The organism is Kitasatospora sp. RG8 (assembly GCF_017813315.1).
GTDB lineage: Bacteria > Actinomycetota > Actinomycetes > Streptomycetales > Streptomycetaceae > Kitasatospora.
Genome location: NZ_JAGIYX010000062.1, coordinates 1 through 14,322, shown reverse-complemented (window position 1 = coordinate 14,322; position 14,322 = coordinate 1). Strand labels below are relative to the sequence as shown.

Here is a 14,322-nt window from a genome sequence, read left to right as displayed (position 1 = left end):
GGTGCCGGCACCCCGCGCGGCGTGCGCACCGAGCAGACGGCCGACGCGGGCGGACGCGTCCCGGCGCCACGGCCCGGCGGCCGGGCCGAGGCCCGGCGGGCCGCCCAGGGCAAGGGCGGCGGCCGCGGCAGGTCCGACGGCGACGGACCCGCGGACGCCTCCGCGGCGGGCGGCCGGGCGGCCGCGCGCAACAGCCGCAAGCCGAAGCGGAACGTCAGGAAGATCGTCGCCTGGTCGGTGGCCGGCGTCCTCGTCGTGCTGGCCGGCACCGGCGGCGCGATCTACTACAAGCTCAACGGGAACATCAAGTCCTTCGACCCGGAGGCGGTCTCCACCGACCGCCCGCCGGAGGCGACCGCCGACGCCAACGGCAACAAGCCGGTCAACGTCCTGCTGATCGGCTCGGACTCGCGCTCCGGCAAGAACAGCGACCTCGGCGGCGGCGACGAGGGCGGCGCCCGCTCGGACACCACGATCCTGCTGCACGTCTACGCCGACCACAAGCACGCGGTGGGCATCTCCATCCCGCGCGACGCCCTGGTCACCATCCCGCGGTGCAAGCTGCCGAACGGGTCGTGGAGCAAGGAGGCGACGAACCAGATGTTCAACTCGGCCTTCTCGGTGGGCAACAGCGAGTCCGGGAACCCGGCCTGCACGCAGAACACCGTCGAGAAGCTCACCGGCATCCGCGTCGACCACACCATCGAGGTGAACTTCGAGGGCTTCGCCGCGATGACCGAGGCCGTCGACGGGGTCGACGTCTGCCTGCCGAACGACATCTACGAGGGGCACCTCAACCCCAACCTGGGCAAGAAGGGCAAGATCGTCCTGCCCAAGGGCAAGCAGAAGCTCTCCGGCCAGAAGGCGCTGGACTACGTCCGGCTCCGGCACGGCATCGGCGACGAGTCCGACGTCGGCCGGATGAAGCGCCAGCAGGCCTTCCTCGCCTCGCTGATGGCCAAGGTCAAGGGCGAGGGCCTCAGCCCGACCACGCTGCTGCCGCTGGCCGACGCGGCCACCAAGTCGATGACCGTCGACCCCGGGCTGGACTCGGCCAAGAAGCTGATGGACTTCGCGCTGTCGATGAAGAGCATCGACCTGCACGACGTCAAGTTCCTCACCGCGCCGTGGCGTTACAACGGGCCCCGGATCGACCTCGTCCACCCGGCGGTCGACAACCTCTGGAAGACCCTGCTGGCCGACCGCACCATCGACGGCCAGGACGCCACCGGCAAGCAGGACGACGCGCCCCAGGCGCCTACCGCCGCGCCCGAGACCACCCCGGCCGCGCCGCCCCCGCCGGCCGCCGTGGACACCCCGGTCAAGGTCGCGGTCTTCAACGGCACCACCGCCACCGGCCTGGCCGCCAAGGCCGCCGAGACGCTCAAGGCCGCCAAGGTCACCGTGACCGGCGTCTCGACCGCCAAGAACACCAACAAGGCGGCCACCACGGTCGAGTACGGCAGCGGGCAGAAGGCCAACGCGGAGAAGGTCGCGGCGCTGTTCCCGGGCGCCACCCTGGTTCCCACCTCGGCGGCCGGGATCAGCCTCGTCCTCGGCAAGGACTTCGCCGCCGCCAACGCCGCCGCGGCCCCCGCCGCAGCGGCCCCGAGCGTCCCGGCGCCGCTGCCCACCGAGGTGGTCAACGAGGCCCGCTCGGCCGACGACGACATCTGCAGCAACGTCTCGTACGGATAGCCGTCGCCGGCCCGCCCGGACCGTCCCCCCGGGGCGCCCGGAGCGGGCCGGGGCCGTGAGCGGGCCGGCGACCGGGCGGTCAGAGCGCCGCGCGGATCCAGCCGTCGACCAGGCCGGTGAGGTCCTGGTCGGCCTGGCCGTGCTCGACCACGTGGGTGCGGATGACGTCGCCGCCCCCGTGCCCGAACAGGCCGCCGCGCTTGTCCGCCTCCAGCACCACCTCGACCCTGTGCGGGGTGGTGACGAAGCTGACCTCCAGCGAGTTGCAGGAGTGCGCGTACTGCGGCGCCGAGGAGAACTCGATCTCCTGGTAGAAGGGCAGCGTCTGCCCGGTGCCCCGGATGTGGCCGGCCTCCAGGTCCGCGGAGCGGAACCCGAAGCCGAGCTGGAGCAGGGTGTCCAGGATCCGGCGCTGCACCGGCAGCGGCTCGACCTCCAGCGGGTCGGAGTCGCCCTTGTCGAGCGCGCCCGCGATGTCCACCTCGGTCCGCACGCCGAGCTGCATCCCGTGCAGGCGCTGCCCGGCGACGGTGGTCACCGGCGTCTCCCACGGCACCTGGACGGCGAACGGGATCGACCGGTTCTCCCCGGGCGCCAGCACCAGCGGGGCCGTCACCGAGAACTTCGCGAACGGGTACAGCCCGGTGCTCTCGCCCTCCTCGTGCTCGATCTCCACCCGTGCGACCAGCGTCAGCGTGATCCCGCGGATGTCCGCCTCGACCGTCCCGCCGGTCAGCTCGACCGTCCCGTACAGGGTGCCGCCGGGCTGCACCACCGGCGTGGTCAGAACGGTGTCGACGCCGGGGCCGCCGACACCGAGGGCTCCGAGCAGCTTCTTGAACACCATGCGGGCGATCTCCTCGTCTAGGGATGGACCGAAGTCGTCGGGTGCAACGCCAGGGCGGCCCGGACGGTTCCCGGGCAGGTCACGTGGCAGTTGTAGGATGACCGGGCAATCAGTTGTAGGATGACCGACGACCAGACCCGAGGGGAGTTCCGCCATGACCGCACCCGGCCACAGCCAGGACACGTTGCAGGCCGCCGGACGGCGCTCGCTGGTGGACACCGCCATCGACCAGCTGCGCGAGCAGCTCGCGGCGGGGGCCTGGCCGGTCGGCTCGCGGATCCCGACCGAGCACGAGCTGGCCGAGCGGTTGCAGGTCGGGCGGAACACGGTGCGCGAGGCGATCCGGGTACTGGTGCACGCCGGCATGCTGGTCTCCCGGCAGGGCGAGGGCACCTTCGTCCGCAGCACCAGCGACCCCGCCGCCGTCCTGCGGGGCGTGCAGCGCTCCGGTGTGCGGGACGTGCTGGAGGTCCGCGCGGCGCTGGAGGCGGAGGCCGCCCGGCTGGCCGCGCTGCGGCACACGCCCGAGGACGTCGTCCGGATGCGGGCCGCGCTGGCCCGCGAGGCCGAGGTGATCGCGGCGCACCCCGAGCGGACCGGCCGCGAGGCGACCGTCGAGCACGACCTGGAGTTCCACACCGCCGTCGTCGAGGCCGCGCACAACCCGGCGCTGACCGAGGTGTACCGCTACTTCGGCGCCTCGGTGCGCGAGTCGATGCGGACGGCCTTCGGCGACCACGAGATGCCCGAGGTGGTCGTGGCCACCCACGCGGCGCTGGTGGACGCGATCGAGAGCGGCGACCCGGACCACGCCGAACGCGCGTGTCGCGCGCTGCTCGCCGAGCCGATCGCGGCCGTCGAGCAGCTCCTCGCGGCCATCGCGGCCCGGAAGTGAGCGGCACCCGCCCCTTCCGCCGTCCGCCCCCGGTTCCACGTTTCACGAAAGAGCAGCACGCCCCATGGCAGTCACCCGTGCCCAGCAGCCGGTTGTCACCACCTCCCCGCTCCCCGTCCGCAGCCGGCTGGCCCACCCCGCGCTGCTGCTGACCGGCATCCTGCTGGTCGCCCTCAACATGCGCGCCTGCCTCGCGGCGATCTCCCCGATGGTCGGCGAGATCCAGCGCACCTTCGGCCTCTCCGCCACCGCGAGCGGGCTGATCACCACCGTGCCGGTGCTCTTCCAGGGCGCCGGTGCCCCGCTCACCCCCCGGCTGACCAGGCGGTTCGGCACCGAGCGCGTGGTGCTGGGCGCGGTGCTGGTGCTCGGCGCGGGCGTGCTGCTGCGGGTGCTGCCCTCGGTGGCCGCCCTGTACGCGGGGTGCGTGGTGATCGGCGTGGCGATCGCGGTCCTGAACGTCTCGATGCCGGGCCTGGTCAAGCGCGAGTTCCCGGGCCGGGCGGCGGCCATGACCGGCGTCTACTCGACCACCATGCTGGTCGGCGCGACGCTGGCGGCCGGGACCTCGGTGCCGTTGGAGCACGTCCTCGGCGGCGGCTGGCAGGCCTCGCTGGGTGCCTGGTCGCTGCTGGCGCTGGTCGCCGCCGTGGCCTGGCTGCCGCAGGTGCTGCGCGCGCGTCAGGAGAAGGCGGCGGTCGCGGCGCCGGTCCGGCCCGCCGCGGCCAGGCCGATCGAGGGGATCTGGCGCACGCCGCTGGCCTGGCAGATCAGCCTCTTCATGGGCATCTCGTCGCTGCTGGTCTACACCCTGGTGGCGTGGATGCCGACCATCCTGGCCGACCACGGGATGGACCGCGGCGAGGCCGGCCTGGTCTTCGCGTTCTCCAACCTGGTCCAGGTGACGGGCGCCTTCCTGGTGCCGCTGATGGCCGGCCGGATGACCAGCCAGCGCACGCTGGCCGTGGTGATGGCCGCGCTGAACGCGCTCGGCATCGCCGTCCTGCTGGTCTCGCCGGTGCCCGGCGCCTGGGTGGCGGCCACCATCCTGGGCGTCGCCCAGGGCGGTTCGCTGGGCCTCGGTCTCGCCTTCATCGTGCTGCGGACCGACAGCGCCGCCGGCGCCGCCCAGCTGGGCGGCATGTCGCAGGCGGTCGGCTACCTGGTGGCGGCGGCCGGCCCGGTCGGCGCCGGGGCGCTGCACCAGCTGACCGGCGGCTGGACCACCCCGCTGGCGCTGATGCTCGTGCTGGCCGCCGTCGTCGGCGTGGCCGGCTGGGGCGCCGGACGCAACCGGACGCTCTGAGGCGTCCGGCCGCGGCCCGGGCGCGGGGGCGGAGGACCCGCCGCAAGAGACCCGTCGCGGCGGCGGACCGGCCGCGACGGGCCCCGGTTACTCCTCGGCGGCCAGGGTGAGCCCGGCCAGCTTCACCGAGGCCAGCACCGCCGCCCCCACCGTGAGCACCAGCAGCAGCGGCACCGCCACGCCGAGCCCGACGTCGGCGGTGATCGCGCCGTCCCCGGCCACCGCCTCGGCCACCGACAGCCCCCACTGCTGGATGCTCAGCGTCCTGGCGCCCTCGACGAAGTTGCCGATCAGGGACTCCCAGACCAGCGCGTACGCCAGCCCGGCCACCACCGCGTGCCGGGTGACCACGCCGAGCAGCAGGAACAGCGCGCTGTACGCGGCCCCGGCCACCAGGGTGGCGACGGTGTAGCCGAGCGCCAGCCCGTCCTCGGTGCCGTACAGCAGCAGGCCGGCCAGGAGCGTCGGGACCGCCGCGAAGACCCAGGTGGTGCCGACGGCGACCGCCAGCTTGGTGGTGATGATCTTCCAGCGGGGCAGCGGTTTGGCGAGCAGGTAGACGATCGAGCCGTCGTCGATCTCGGTGGCGATGGCACCGGTGCCGACGACCAGGCCGAGGATCGGCAGCAGCGTGCCGAGGCCCAGCTGGCCGAGGATCCTGACGGTCAGGTCGTGCTTGTCCCCGCTGGAGCCGCTGGCGATCGCCGAGACGAGCAGCAGCAGGGCGGGGACCACCAGCAGCAGGATGCCGCGGCGGCGGCCCAGCAGGCCGCGCAGCGTCAGCCTGGCGACGGTCGGGTTCATGGTGTGGTCGGCCTTCCTGGGTCCGGGTGGGTGCGACGCGTCCGTGGGCGCTAGGCGGAGACGAGGTAGGAGAAGACGCTCTCCAGCGACTCGTCCGCCGGTGCGACGGTGTACAGCCGGACGCCGGCCTGCTGGGCGACCTTCGGCAGCAGGGTGGTGAAGCCCTGGAAGTTGACCGCCTGGATGCGCAGCGCCTTCTCCTGCTGGTCCAGCTCGATGCCGGCCGTCGACGCGTCGGCGATCAGCGCCGCCGCGAGCCGGCGGTCGTCGCTGGAGCGGACCAGGTAGCGGTGCGGGCGGTCGGTCATCAGCCGGCGGATCTTCCGGAAGTCGCCGGAGGCCGCGTGCCGGCCGGCCACCACGACCTCGATGTGCCGGGCCAGCTGCTCGACCTCCTCCAGGATGTGCGAGGAGAAGAGCACCGTCCGGCCGTCGGCGCCGAAGCGGCGCAGCAGCTCCATCAGCTGGAGCCGCTGGCGCGGGTCCATGCCGTTGAACGGCTCGTCGAGCAGCAGCACGGCCGGGTCGTGGACCAACGCGGACGCCATCTTGACGCGCTGCTTCATGCCCTTGGAGTAGGTGCCGGTCTTCCGGTCCTGGGCGTACTCCATCTCGACCAGGGCCAGTGCCCGCCGCGCGGCGGCGCCCGGGTCGGCGAGCCCGTGCAGTTCGGCGTTGGCCAGGACGAACTCCCAGCCGGTCAGGTAGTCGTACATGGACTCGCGCTCGGGGACCAGCCCGATCTGCCGGTACACCTGCTGGTTGCGCCAGATCGGCGCACCGTCCAGGGTGACCGCCCCCGTGGAGGGGGCGAGGAAGCCGCTCATCATGTGGATGAGCGTGGACTTCCCCGCGCCGTTCGGGCCGAGCAGACCGGTGATGCCGGGACCGATCGCCATGCTGACGTCGTTGACGGCGACCACGTTGCCGAACCAACGCGAGACCTTGTCGATGGTGATGGTGGCCATGGCGCCCTCTCAAATCCTGCGGTTGTCAGATGCGGCGGTAGCGGCGCAGCAGCAGCGCGTACGAGCCGGCCACCATCGCGACGGCGACGGCGGTGAAGACGGCCACGCCGAGGGCGCCGGGCGCGTGCATCCGCTCGGGGCCGCTGCCGAGGTCGAACAGCTGGTTGGTCAGGCTCTCCACCAGAGCGCCGGGCGAGAGCAGCACGATCCACTGGGCGGAGTCCGGCACGGCGGAGGAGACGCCCCGGCTGATGCCCACGACGATCCCGACCACCGCGGTGGAGACCGCCAGGTAGCCCATGATCGCGGCCACCCCGAAGCCCCGGCGCGGCGTGGCCGCGGCGATCACCACGGCCACCGAGGTCGGCACCAGGGCGTACAGCACCGCGGCGACCAGGCCGTAGACGAGGTGCGCGCTCTCGTGCCCGAAGTCCAGCCCGCCGAGCAGCGCGCCCACGTACAGCACCAGCAGCGGGGCCGCCATCAGCAGCAGCTGGGCGGTGGCCATCGCGGCGAACTTGGCCCGGACGTAGTCGGCCCGGGTGATCGGGCGGGAGAAGTAGAGCGGGACGGTGTGGTAGCGCAGGTCCCGGGAGAGCAGGACGGGCGCCTGCGAGGCGAGGAAGATCGAGACGACCAGCCCGACCACGCTCAGGTACTGCGGGTAGTCGACGGGCAGGTCCTCGCGCTTCGTGGCGACGGTGATCGCCACGATGATCGCGGCGGGCGCGATGACCGCGCCGAGCACCAGCATCGGCAGCACCTTGGACTTGCCGGAGCGCCCGAGCCCGTACGCGGCGCGCAGGCTCTGGGTGAACAGCGAGCGGGTGGCGTACGCGCGGCCCAGCCGGGGACCGGTGTAGCCGCGGTAGCCGATGTCGTGGATGACGCCGGAGTCGGCCGGCCTGGTCTCAGGAGGCAGCGACATCTGCGGTACCTCCCTGCGGTGCGCCGGTGGCGGTGTCGGTGTCGGTGAACAGTTCGGCGACCCGGTGACGGCGCTGCTCCAGCCGGACCAGCCCCAGGCCGAGGTCCGCGACGGCGTCGCGGATGGCGTCGTACGTCCCGTCGCCCGCGAGCCGGACCAGCAGGACCCGCGGGCCGTCCGTCTCCGCCGAGAGCCCGGCGGCGGTCAGCCGGTCGCGCACGGCGGCGCTCGCGTCGGCGTGGTCGTCCGGGAGGTCGGTCACCTCGACGACGAGGGTCGCCGTCGCACCGGTGAAGGAGGCGGTGGACGAGGACCGCAGCAGCTTGCCGCCGTCGATCACCACCAGGTGGTCGCAGGTCCGCTCCAGCTCGCCGAGCAGGTGGGTGGTGACCAGCACCGAGATGCCGAAGTCGGTGTGGACCCGCCGGATCAGCGCCAGCATGTCGTCCCGGCCGACCGGGTCCAGCCCGTTGGTGGGCTCGTCCAGCAGCACCAGCTTCGGGTCGTGCACCAGCGCCTGGGCCAGCTTCACGCGCTGCTTCATGCCCGTGGAGTACCCGCCCATCGGCCGGTACCGCTCCTCGTAGAGCCCGACGTGCCGCAGCGTGTCGGCCGTCCGTTCCCGGGCGGCCGCCGCCGGCAGTCCGGCCATCCGGGCCATGTGCACCACGAACTCGGTCGCCGAGACGTCCGGCGGCAGGCAGTCGTGCTCCGGCATGTAGCCGACGCGTTCGCGGATCTGCGACCCCTGGGTGGCGATGTCCAGCCCGAGGACCTGCCCCGTACCCGAGGTCGCCGGGGCCAGCCCGAGCAGGATCTTGATGAGTGTGGACTTGCCCGCCCCGTTCGCCCCCACCAGGCCGACCACCCCGGGCTCCACCTGAACGGTGAGCTGATCGAGGGCGGTGACCCGGGGGAACCTCTTGGTGAGGCCGTCCGTCTTGATGACAGTGGACACGGGGCCCACCGTAGTGGGCCCGCGCGGTGCGGGTCGTGAGCTGGAATGACGAGCCCTCCTGCTGCTGCGGTATGACGTCCTCCCACCTGTCCCCTAGGGGTCGGCAGAGCGGATCTCCGCTTGTACTCTTGTCGGACTCTGACGGGGGACGCTCGGGCCCAGGTGCCCGACGGGACGGAAGTGAGCACATGACCGACCGCGCGACCGAGTTCGACCGGATGATGAACCCCTGGGCGTACGGCTCCGACGGCAACCTGACGGCGAAGGCGCAGCAGCAGGAGACCGCGCGCACGCGGCTCAACTCCTCGAACGCCCCGGGCGACGGAGGCGGCACCGTCGACGTCGACCCGGCCGCGCTGGACGCCGCCGCCGGCGCGTCCGACCAGATCCACGGCCGCCTGAACGGCGACGGCCGGGCCGCCGACGACGAGACCACCAAGGTGTCCACCTCGCTGGCCAACTGGAGCACCGGCAAGGCCGCCGCACAGACCGCGTCCACCTGGGACCAGCAGATCGCCGCGCTCAACACCACGATCGGCGAACTCACCCAGGCACTGCGGCAGACCGCCACGAACTACCGGACCAACGACACCGCGGTCAAGCACGACCTGGGCGCCTGAGGGGGACTGACAGATGGTCGACTTCCACGAACTGAGCACCGCCAAGCTGGACGTCCTCGGCGAGGCCGCCACCGCCTGGGAGGACGTGGTCAAGAAGCTCCAGGAGATGGACCGGGACTGGGACGGCTCGGTGGTCGCCAAGGTCAACTCGGCCAACTGGAGCGGCCCCTCGGCCGACCAGGCCCGGCCCAAGCTCCAGCGCGTCAACGAGCAGCTCACCGCCGCCGTCACCGAGGCCACCGCCATCGCCTCGGTCTTCAAGGACGCCGGGAACGACTTCAAGGCCGCCAAGGCCAAGCTGGACAAGGCGGTGGCCGACGCCCGCGGCGCAGGGCTGACCGTGACCGACGACGGCACCGTCAGCTGGCCGCCGGCCGACTCGGCCACCCGGCACGACCCGGACGCCAGCCGGGCCTACAACGACGAGTACCGCACCAAGGCCGAGGCGGCGCGGAAGGCGATCGACTCGGCCGTCCAGGAGGCCACCGACGCCGACGAGCGGGCCGCCTGGGCACTGCGCTCCGACGCGACGGCCCCCGACGACCTGAAGTCCTTCAACGCCAAGGCGGTCGGCGCCGGCCCGGACGCGGACGGCATCCGCGCCGCCCAGCTCGCGGGCAAGGGCGGCAAGATCTCCGACGCCGAACTCACCGAGCTCAACTCGCTGTTGGCCGCAAACCAGAACGACCCGCTGTTCTCCACCCGGTTCTACCAGGACCTCGGCCCCAAGGGGACGCTCCAGGCCTGGAACAGCATGGTCGGCGACGAGTCGCAGTTCAACGGCGCCAGCGACGCCCGGTGGAAGCAGTACCAGGAGCTCCAGAAGAACCTCGGGCTCAACCTGGCCACCGCCACCCGCACCACCAACGTGCCCCACCTGCCCGACCAGTGGGCCGCCGACCTGCGCAAGGCCGGCGCCGAACCGCTCTGGGACAAGCCCTACCGGCAGAGCGGCATGGACTACGCGCCGTACGGCTACCAGGTGCTGTCCGGCATCCTGCGCACCGGCGACTACGACCCGCACTTCCTCAACCCCATCGCCGAGCACGTCACCCAGCTCGACACCGACGAGAAGTACTGGCCCGCCCCGGTGTTCGGCCCGCGCAGCGACCGCCGCGGCTTCAACCTGCTGGGCCAGGACGGCGGTTCGGGCTTCGAGCCGACCACGGCCATCCTGGAGGCGCTGGGCCACAGCCCGGAGGCGGCCACCAAGTTCTTCCACGACGCGCCGACCGCCTACAACACCGACGGCACCGTCAACCCGAACGGCAAGGCCAAGCCCGCCGACTACCTCGACTACTTCACGCACGACAAGGAGTACACGCCGGACACCGTCTCGCAGAAGAACGAACTGCGCCAGGCCGGGATGAAGAGCGGTCCGGACGCGCTCGGCCACGCGCTGGAGGCGGCCACCACCGGCCGGGCCTACGACGACCACTCCGGCACTCCGGCCAAGCACACCGCCGACCAGGCCGACGTCATGAACAAGGTCGTGCAGACCTTCGGCACCCACGGCAACGGCGGCGTCCTCGACGACCTCAAGGGCGAGGACGCCAAGTTCGCCCCGCTGCGGGACAGCCTCGGGCACATGTCCGCCGACTACATCGGCGACGTCCAGCGGGCGCTCTCGCCGCACAAGGACGACCTGCCGGTCAACGGCGCCCCGGCCAACCTGAAGGAGGCCCCGGTCCGCGGCCTGCTGGACGCGCTCGGCCGCGACCCGGACGCGTACGGCGCGGTGGCCAACGCCAACCAGGCCTACTCCACGGCGCTGGTCCGCGGCCACATCGAGAACGGGACCGACTTCGCCCGGCTGGAGTCCGACATCGACTCCACCTCGCGGGCCGGCGGCGTCATCGGCGGCATCCTCAACGAGGCCCGGATCAACGAGGTCCACCAGGAGCACGCCACCTCCGACAAGGAGTACAACGAGGCGCTGGAGAAGAACGCCGGCTACGCGAAGACGGCGTTCACCACCACGATCGGCGCCGTCACCGAGAAGGTGCCGATCGCGGGCGAGGCCGCCAACTTCCTGGTCGAGGAGATCACCGACAGCGTGGTCAAGGCCAACGAGCGCGACACCACCGAGGACGGCCGCCAGGAGGGACGCGACTACGTCGCCGAGGGCCGGGAGGGCACGGCGCTCGGCGCCAAGCAGGCCGTCATCGACGCCGCCAACGGCACGAAGCTGAGCCCCGAGGACGTCCGGCGGCTGGCCGACAGCGCCGGCGACCGGGCCCTCGACGGCTACACCGACGGCTCCGGCGGCAGCCAGAGCTCCAACGGGACGGTCTCCGGATGACGCGCGCAGCACGCCCCGCAGCGGCCGCCGGGCTCGTCCTGGCCGCCGTCCTCGGCCTCGCCGCGTGCGGCGGCGACGACTCGGGCAAGGCCGCCGGCGGCGCAACGGCGTGCGACGGCGTGGTCGCCACCGACCGCGCGGGCGCGCTGCTCGACGACGGCGCCGCCCCGGCGTACAAGCTCGACAAGCAGCTCGACGCCGCCCAGCAGCCCGGACTCCAGCTGCTGGGCTGCACGGCGGAGGCCGCCAAGGGCCTCGGGCTCAGCGTCCGGCTGACCGGCAGCGAGACCCCGGGCGGCGGCCTCAAGGGGCCCGAACCGCAGCCCGGCGAGCAGGTCTACTCGCTCGGCTTCGGCGACCGCAGCCAGGTCACCCGGTGGGGCGCCCGGCTGACCTTCCGGTGCGACGGCACGTACGCGAAGTCCGGCAAGCCGCTCTACTTCACCGCCGAGGCCGCCCCGTACCGGGCCTCGGGCCCGGCACCGGAGTCGCCCGCCGCCCGGTGGACCCCGGAGGCCTGGGCCAGGCTCGCCACCGACAGCGCCCGGCGGGCGGCCGGCGGGGTGCTCGGCTGCACCGCGCCGGTCGCCTGGCCGAGCGGGGACCCGACGCTCTCGCCGGCCACCGCCGCGCCGACCCCGTCCGGAACCTCCGGGTGACGTTCCGGACCGGCACCGCCGCCGGCCCGCCGACGGGGCGCCGCCTGGTGCTCGGCGCCCTCGGCGTGGCCGTCGCGGGCGCCGGGGCCGTCGGCTGGCTGGACTGGGACCGGCACCGGCCGGCCGAACCCCCCGGCCGGGCCGCGACGCTGTGCGACCTGCCCACCGGGGCCGGGACGCCGCTCGGCCGGCTGCTGCCGGACGGCGGGCAGGAGACCGAGGAGCGCCTCTCCCGCTGGGTGCTCTCGACCGACCCGAAGGGCTGTTCGGTCCGGGTGGACGGCCGGACGGCGCTGACCGTCCGGGCCACCGTGCACGACGGCTCCGTGGAGCCGCTCCCGGTCGGCGACGCCCGGCCGGACGAGGTGAGGAGCTTCGGCGCCGGCTCCCGCTCCGCCTCCTGGCCCGCCGGCGCGGCGGTGGCCGAGTACTGCCCCGGGAAGCAGCAGCCGATCCGGCACGTGGTGGTGGAGGTGGCCCCGGGCGAGGCCGCGCGGACCGGGCGCCCGGACGGCGACCGGGCGGACTTCGAGTCCATCGCCTCGGGCCTGCTCGGCGCCTACCGGAAGGCGGTGTGCGCGTGAGGGCGACCCCGGACGGCGCACGACGGGCCGGCGCCGCCCTCGGTGTCCTGGTCCTGCTCGGCGGCGGCCTGGCCGGCTGGCACGCGTACCTCGACGCCGCGGCGGACCACCCGCCCGCGGTGTCGCTGAGCCACGGCGAGTGCCGGGGAGCCCTCGCCGACGAGCGGGTCGGCCGGCTGCTGGGCCCGGCCCGCACCGTCCGGGTGGAGAGCGACTACCGGCCCGCGGAGGACGGCCGGCCACCCCGGCTGCGCTGCTTCGCCGCCGGGCAGGGCGAGCACGCGCTCTCCTTCGAGGTCGAGGCGGCGCGGACGGCCGAGGAACGCGCCGACGCCGCCGCGCGGGCGCTCCCGAAGGGGGCCCGCAGGTTCGACGGCGGCGGGGCCGACCACCGCACGGGCGTGCTCCGGTTCGACTGCGCGGTCAAGGCGCCGGAGACCGGGGAGGAACGCACCGCCTACTACCTGGCCACGGTGAAGGCCGGCCCGCGGGACAGGCCGCCGGCCACCGGGCCCGGCGAGGAGACGATGGCCGATCTGGCCGTCGTGCTCAGCCGGCAGGCGGCGGAGCAGGTGCTGGGCTGCACCGGCCCGGTCGACTGGCCGGCCGCTCCGGTGCGGTTCGCCTGACGCCCTTCGCGGGGCGGTGCCCACGCGCGGTGCCCACGAACGGGGGCCCGGGCGGGTGCTTCCCCGGGCGGGCGGCGCACGTGTGGCACCGCCCGCCCGGGATCAGGCCAGCAGGTCGGACTGGAGGGTGACGACCTGGCGGAAGGCCGCGGTCCTGACGCCCTTGGGGTTGGTCATGGTGACGACCCCGACGACGTCGCCCGCCGACAGGTACGCCACCCGGCCGGTCGGTCCCGCGTCCGGACCGGTGACCGGGGTCTCGCGGGTGGCGAGGTCGACGCCGTTGACCTCGTCCCAGCCCTGGGTCGGGCCGGTCTTCAGGCCGGGGACGTCCTTCGGGTCGCCGTTGGCGCGCAGGTCGGCGAAGACGTCCCAGGCCTCGGGCGAGCCGCCGAAGGCGAGCAGGCGGATCTGGGTGCGGGTGCCGTCGGTGGCGGTCCACTCCCGGACGGTCGCGGCCCGGCAGGCGTTCTGCAGCAGCAGGGCGCGCACCTTGGCCGCGTCCTTCTGCTCGCCGGCGAGGGCGTCGCAGGGAACCCAGTCGGCCGTGGCCGCGGCGGTGGCCCCGGCGGTCGGCGCCCCGGTGGTGGGGGCGGCGGACGGCGTGGCCCCCGCGGTCGGGCTCGCGGCCGGGCTGCCGGACGCGGCCGCCGAGGCCGTCGCGCTCGCCGGTGCGGTCGGGCTGGGGAAGACCACCGGCGCCAGCGAGCCGCCGGCCTCCTTGGGGGCGGGCAGGAGCAGGTACCGCAGGTCGGCGGCGTGACGGCTCTTGCTCTCCCTGGGCACGGCCTTGCCGGAGGGCAGCGGCGGCAGGACCAGGGCCGGGAAGGTGTAGCGGCCGTCGCGCTCGGTGGCCAGGCCCGGGATGTCCGTGCGGTCGGGTGTGGTGACGGCCACCGCGGCTTCCGTACCGGCGAGCGCGCAGACCAGGACGGCGGCGCTCCAGCGCACCGCCGCGCGGCGCCGGCGGGTGCGGCGGGCCGCGAGCTCCTCCGGGCTCAGCGGCTCGGGGACCGGCGGGGCGACGGGGACGCCCCACGGGTCGGCGGGTGCGGCGGCGGGCGCACCGGTGCCGGCCCCCGGCGAGGGCGGCGCGAACGCGGCCGGGGGCGCGACGGGCGGCG

General features: G+C 74.0%; 14 protein-coding genes. 8 read left to right on the top strand and 6 right to left on the bottom strand.

Going from position 1 to position 14,322, the window contains the following annotated elements; all coding sequences use genetic code 11:
* The first annotated feature begins 21 nt into the window (after nucleotides 1–21).
* The gene (locus J5Y04_RS40765) at nucleotides 22–1,698 is read left to right on the top strand and encodes an LCP family protein (RefSeq protein WP_209417602.1); all 1,677 of its coding nucleotides are present in this window, start codon (nucleotides 22–24) and stop codon (nucleotides 1,696–1,698) included.
* Nucleotides 1,699–1,777: 79 nt separating this feature from the next.
* Here the strand turns inward: J5Y04_RS40765 and J5Y04_RS40760 are convergent, their stop codons facing one another.
* The gene (locus J5Y04_RS40760) at nucleotides 1,778–2,545 is read right to left on the bottom strand and encodes a sporulation protein (protein WP_209417601.1); all 768 of its coding nucleotides are present in this window, start codon (nucleotides 2,543–2,545) and stop codon (nucleotides 1,778–1,780) included.
* 154 nt (nucleotides 2,546–2,699) lie between these two features.
* Between J5Y04_RS40760 and J5Y04_RS40755 the strand changes: the two genes are divergently transcribed.
* The gene (locus J5Y04_RS40755; RefSeq protein WP_209417600.1) at nucleotides 2,700–3,440 is read left to right on the top strand and encodes a FadR/GntR family transcriptional regulator; all 741 of its coding nucleotides are present in this window, start codon (nucleotides 2,700–2,702) and stop codon (nucleotides 3,438–3,440) included.
* A gap of 64 nt (nucleotides 3,441–3,504) precedes the next feature.
* Entirely contained in the window at nucleotides 3,505–4,746 is a 1,242-nt protein-coding gene (locus J5Y04_RS40750; RefSeq protein WP_209417599.1) for an MFS transporter, read from the top strand.
* A gap of 87 nt (nucleotides 4,747–4,833) precedes the next feature.
* On the opposite strand, the gene J5Y04_RS40745 is transcribed toward J5Y04_RS40750, so the two are convergent.
* The 4 genes from J5Y04_RS40745 to J5Y04_RS40730 are packed head-to-tail and all read right to left on the bottom strand — an operon-like array spanning nucleotide 4,834 to nucleotide 8,404.
* The gene (locus J5Y04_RS40745; RefSeq protein WP_209417598.1) at nucleotides 4,834–5,550 is read right to left on the bottom strand and encodes an ABC transporter permease; all 717 of its coding nucleotides are present in this window, start codon (nucleotides 5,548–5,550) and stop codon (nucleotides 4,834–4,836) included.
* Between the two features lie 50 nt (nucleotides 5,551–5,600).
* A complete protein-coding gene (locus tag J5Y04_RS40740; RefSeq protein WP_148643665.1) occupies nucleotides 5,601–6,518 on the bottom strand; it encodes an ABC transporter ATP-binding protein in 918 nt (305 codons plus the stop codon).
* Between the two features lie 25 nt (nucleotides 6,519–6,543).
* Nucleotides 6,544–7,446, bottom strand: a complete 903-nt coding sequence (locus J5Y04_RS40735; protein WP_209417597.1) for an ABC transporter permease — start codon at nucleotides 7,444–7,446, stop codon at nucleotides 6,544–6,546.
* Nucleotides 7,430–8,404 carry an ABC transporter ATP-binding protein gene (locus J5Y04_RS40730; RefSeq protein ID WP_209417596.1) on the bottom strand — a complete coding sequence of 325 codons (975 nt, stop codon included), beginning with the start codon at nucleotides 8,402–8,404 and terminating at the stop codon, nucleotides 7,430–7,432. Before J5Y04_RS40730 ends, J5Y04_RS40735 begins: the two co-directional genes overlap by 17 nt.
* A 188-nt stretch (nucleotides 8,405–8,592) precedes the next feature.
* On the opposite strand from J5Y04_RS40730, the gene J5Y04_RS40725 reads away from it, so the two are divergent.
* The 5 genes from J5Y04_RS40725 to J5Y04_RS40705 are packed head-to-tail and all read left to right on the top strand — an operon-like array spanning nucleotide 8,593 to nucleotide 13,198.
* Nucleotides 8,593–9,024 carry a WXG100 family type VII secretion target gene (locus J5Y04_RS40725; RefSeq protein WP_209417595.1) on the top strand — a complete coding sequence of 144 codons (432 nt, stop codon included), beginning with the start codon at nucleotides 8,593–8,595 and terminating at the stop codon, nucleotides 9,022–9,024.
* A 13-nt stretch (nucleotides 9,025–9,037) separates the two neighbouring features.
* Complete coding sequence (locus J5Y04_RS40720; RefSeq protein ID WP_209417594.1) at nucleotides 9,038–11,326, top strand: hypothetical protein; 2,289 nt, start codon at nucleotides 9,038–9,040, stop codon at nucleotides 11,324–11,326.
* Entirely contained in the window at nucleotides 11,323–11,985 is a 663-nt protein-coding gene (locus J5Y04_RS40715; protein ID WP_209417593.1) for a hypothetical protein, read from the top strand. Before J5Y04_RS40720 ends, J5Y04_RS40715 begins: the two co-directional genes overlap by 4 nt.
* Entirely contained in the window at nucleotides 11,982–12,569 is a 588-nt protein-coding gene (locus tag J5Y04_RS40710; protein WP_209417592.1) for a hypothetical protein, read from the top strand. The genes J5Y04_RS40715 and J5Y04_RS40710 overlap by 4 nt, the downstream gene beginning before the upstream one ends.
* Nucleotides 12,566–13,198: a hypothetical protein gene (locus J5Y04_RS40705; protein ID WP_209417591.1), complete on the top strand. Its 633-nt coding sequence runs from the start codon at nucleotides 12,566–12,568 to the stop codon at nucleotides 13,196–13,198. The genes J5Y04_RS40710 and J5Y04_RS40705 overlap by 4 nt, the downstream gene beginning before the upstream one ends.
* 102 nt (nucleotides 13,199–13,300) lie before the next feature.
* Here J5Y04_RS40705 and J5Y04_RS40700 read toward each other — a convergent pair.
* Nucleotides 13,301–14,322, bottom strand: a 1,022-nt coding sequence (locus J5Y04_RS40700) for a hypothetical protein (RefSeq protein ID WP_209417590.1), incomplete at its 5' end; no start/stop codon positions are given.

Coding starts and splice junctions, on each gene's coding strand:
- J5Y04_RS40720 (WP_209417594.1), top strand. CDS start 9,038: ATGGTCGACTTCCACGAACTGAGCACCGCCAAGCTGGACGTCCTCGGC.
- J5Y04_RS40750 (WP_209417599.1), top strand. CDS start 3,505: ATGGCAGTCACCCGTGCCCAGCAGCCGGTTGTCACCACCTCCCCGCTC.
- J5Y04_RS40755 (WP_209417600.1), top strand. CDS start 2,700: ATGACCGCACCCGGCCACAGCCAGGACACGTTGCAGGCCGCCGGACGG.
- J5Y04_RS40725 (WP_209417595.1), top strand. CDS start 8,593: ATGACCGACCGCGCGACCGAGTTCGACCGGATGATGAACCCCTGGGCG.
- J5Y04_RS40745 (WP_209417598.1), bottom strand. CDS start 5,550: ATGAACCCGACCGTCGCCAGGCTGACGCTGCGCGGCCTGCTGGGCCGC.
- J5Y04_RS40740 (WP_148643665.1), bottom strand. CDS start 6,518: ATGGCCACCATCACCATCGACAAGGTCTCGCGTTGGTTCGGCAACGTG.
- J5Y04_RS40715 (WP_209417593.1), top strand. CDS start 11,323: ATGACGCGCGCAGCACGCCCCGCAGCGGCCGCCGGGCTCGTCCTGGCC.
- J5Y04_RS40760 (WP_209417601.1), bottom strand. CDS start 2,545: ATGGTGTTCAAGAAGCTGCTCGGAGCCCTCGGTGTCGGCGGCCCCGGC.
- J5Y04_RS40735 (WP_209417597.1), bottom strand. CDS start 7,446: ATGTCGCTGCCTCCTGAGACCAGGCCGGCCGACTCCGGCGTCATCCAC.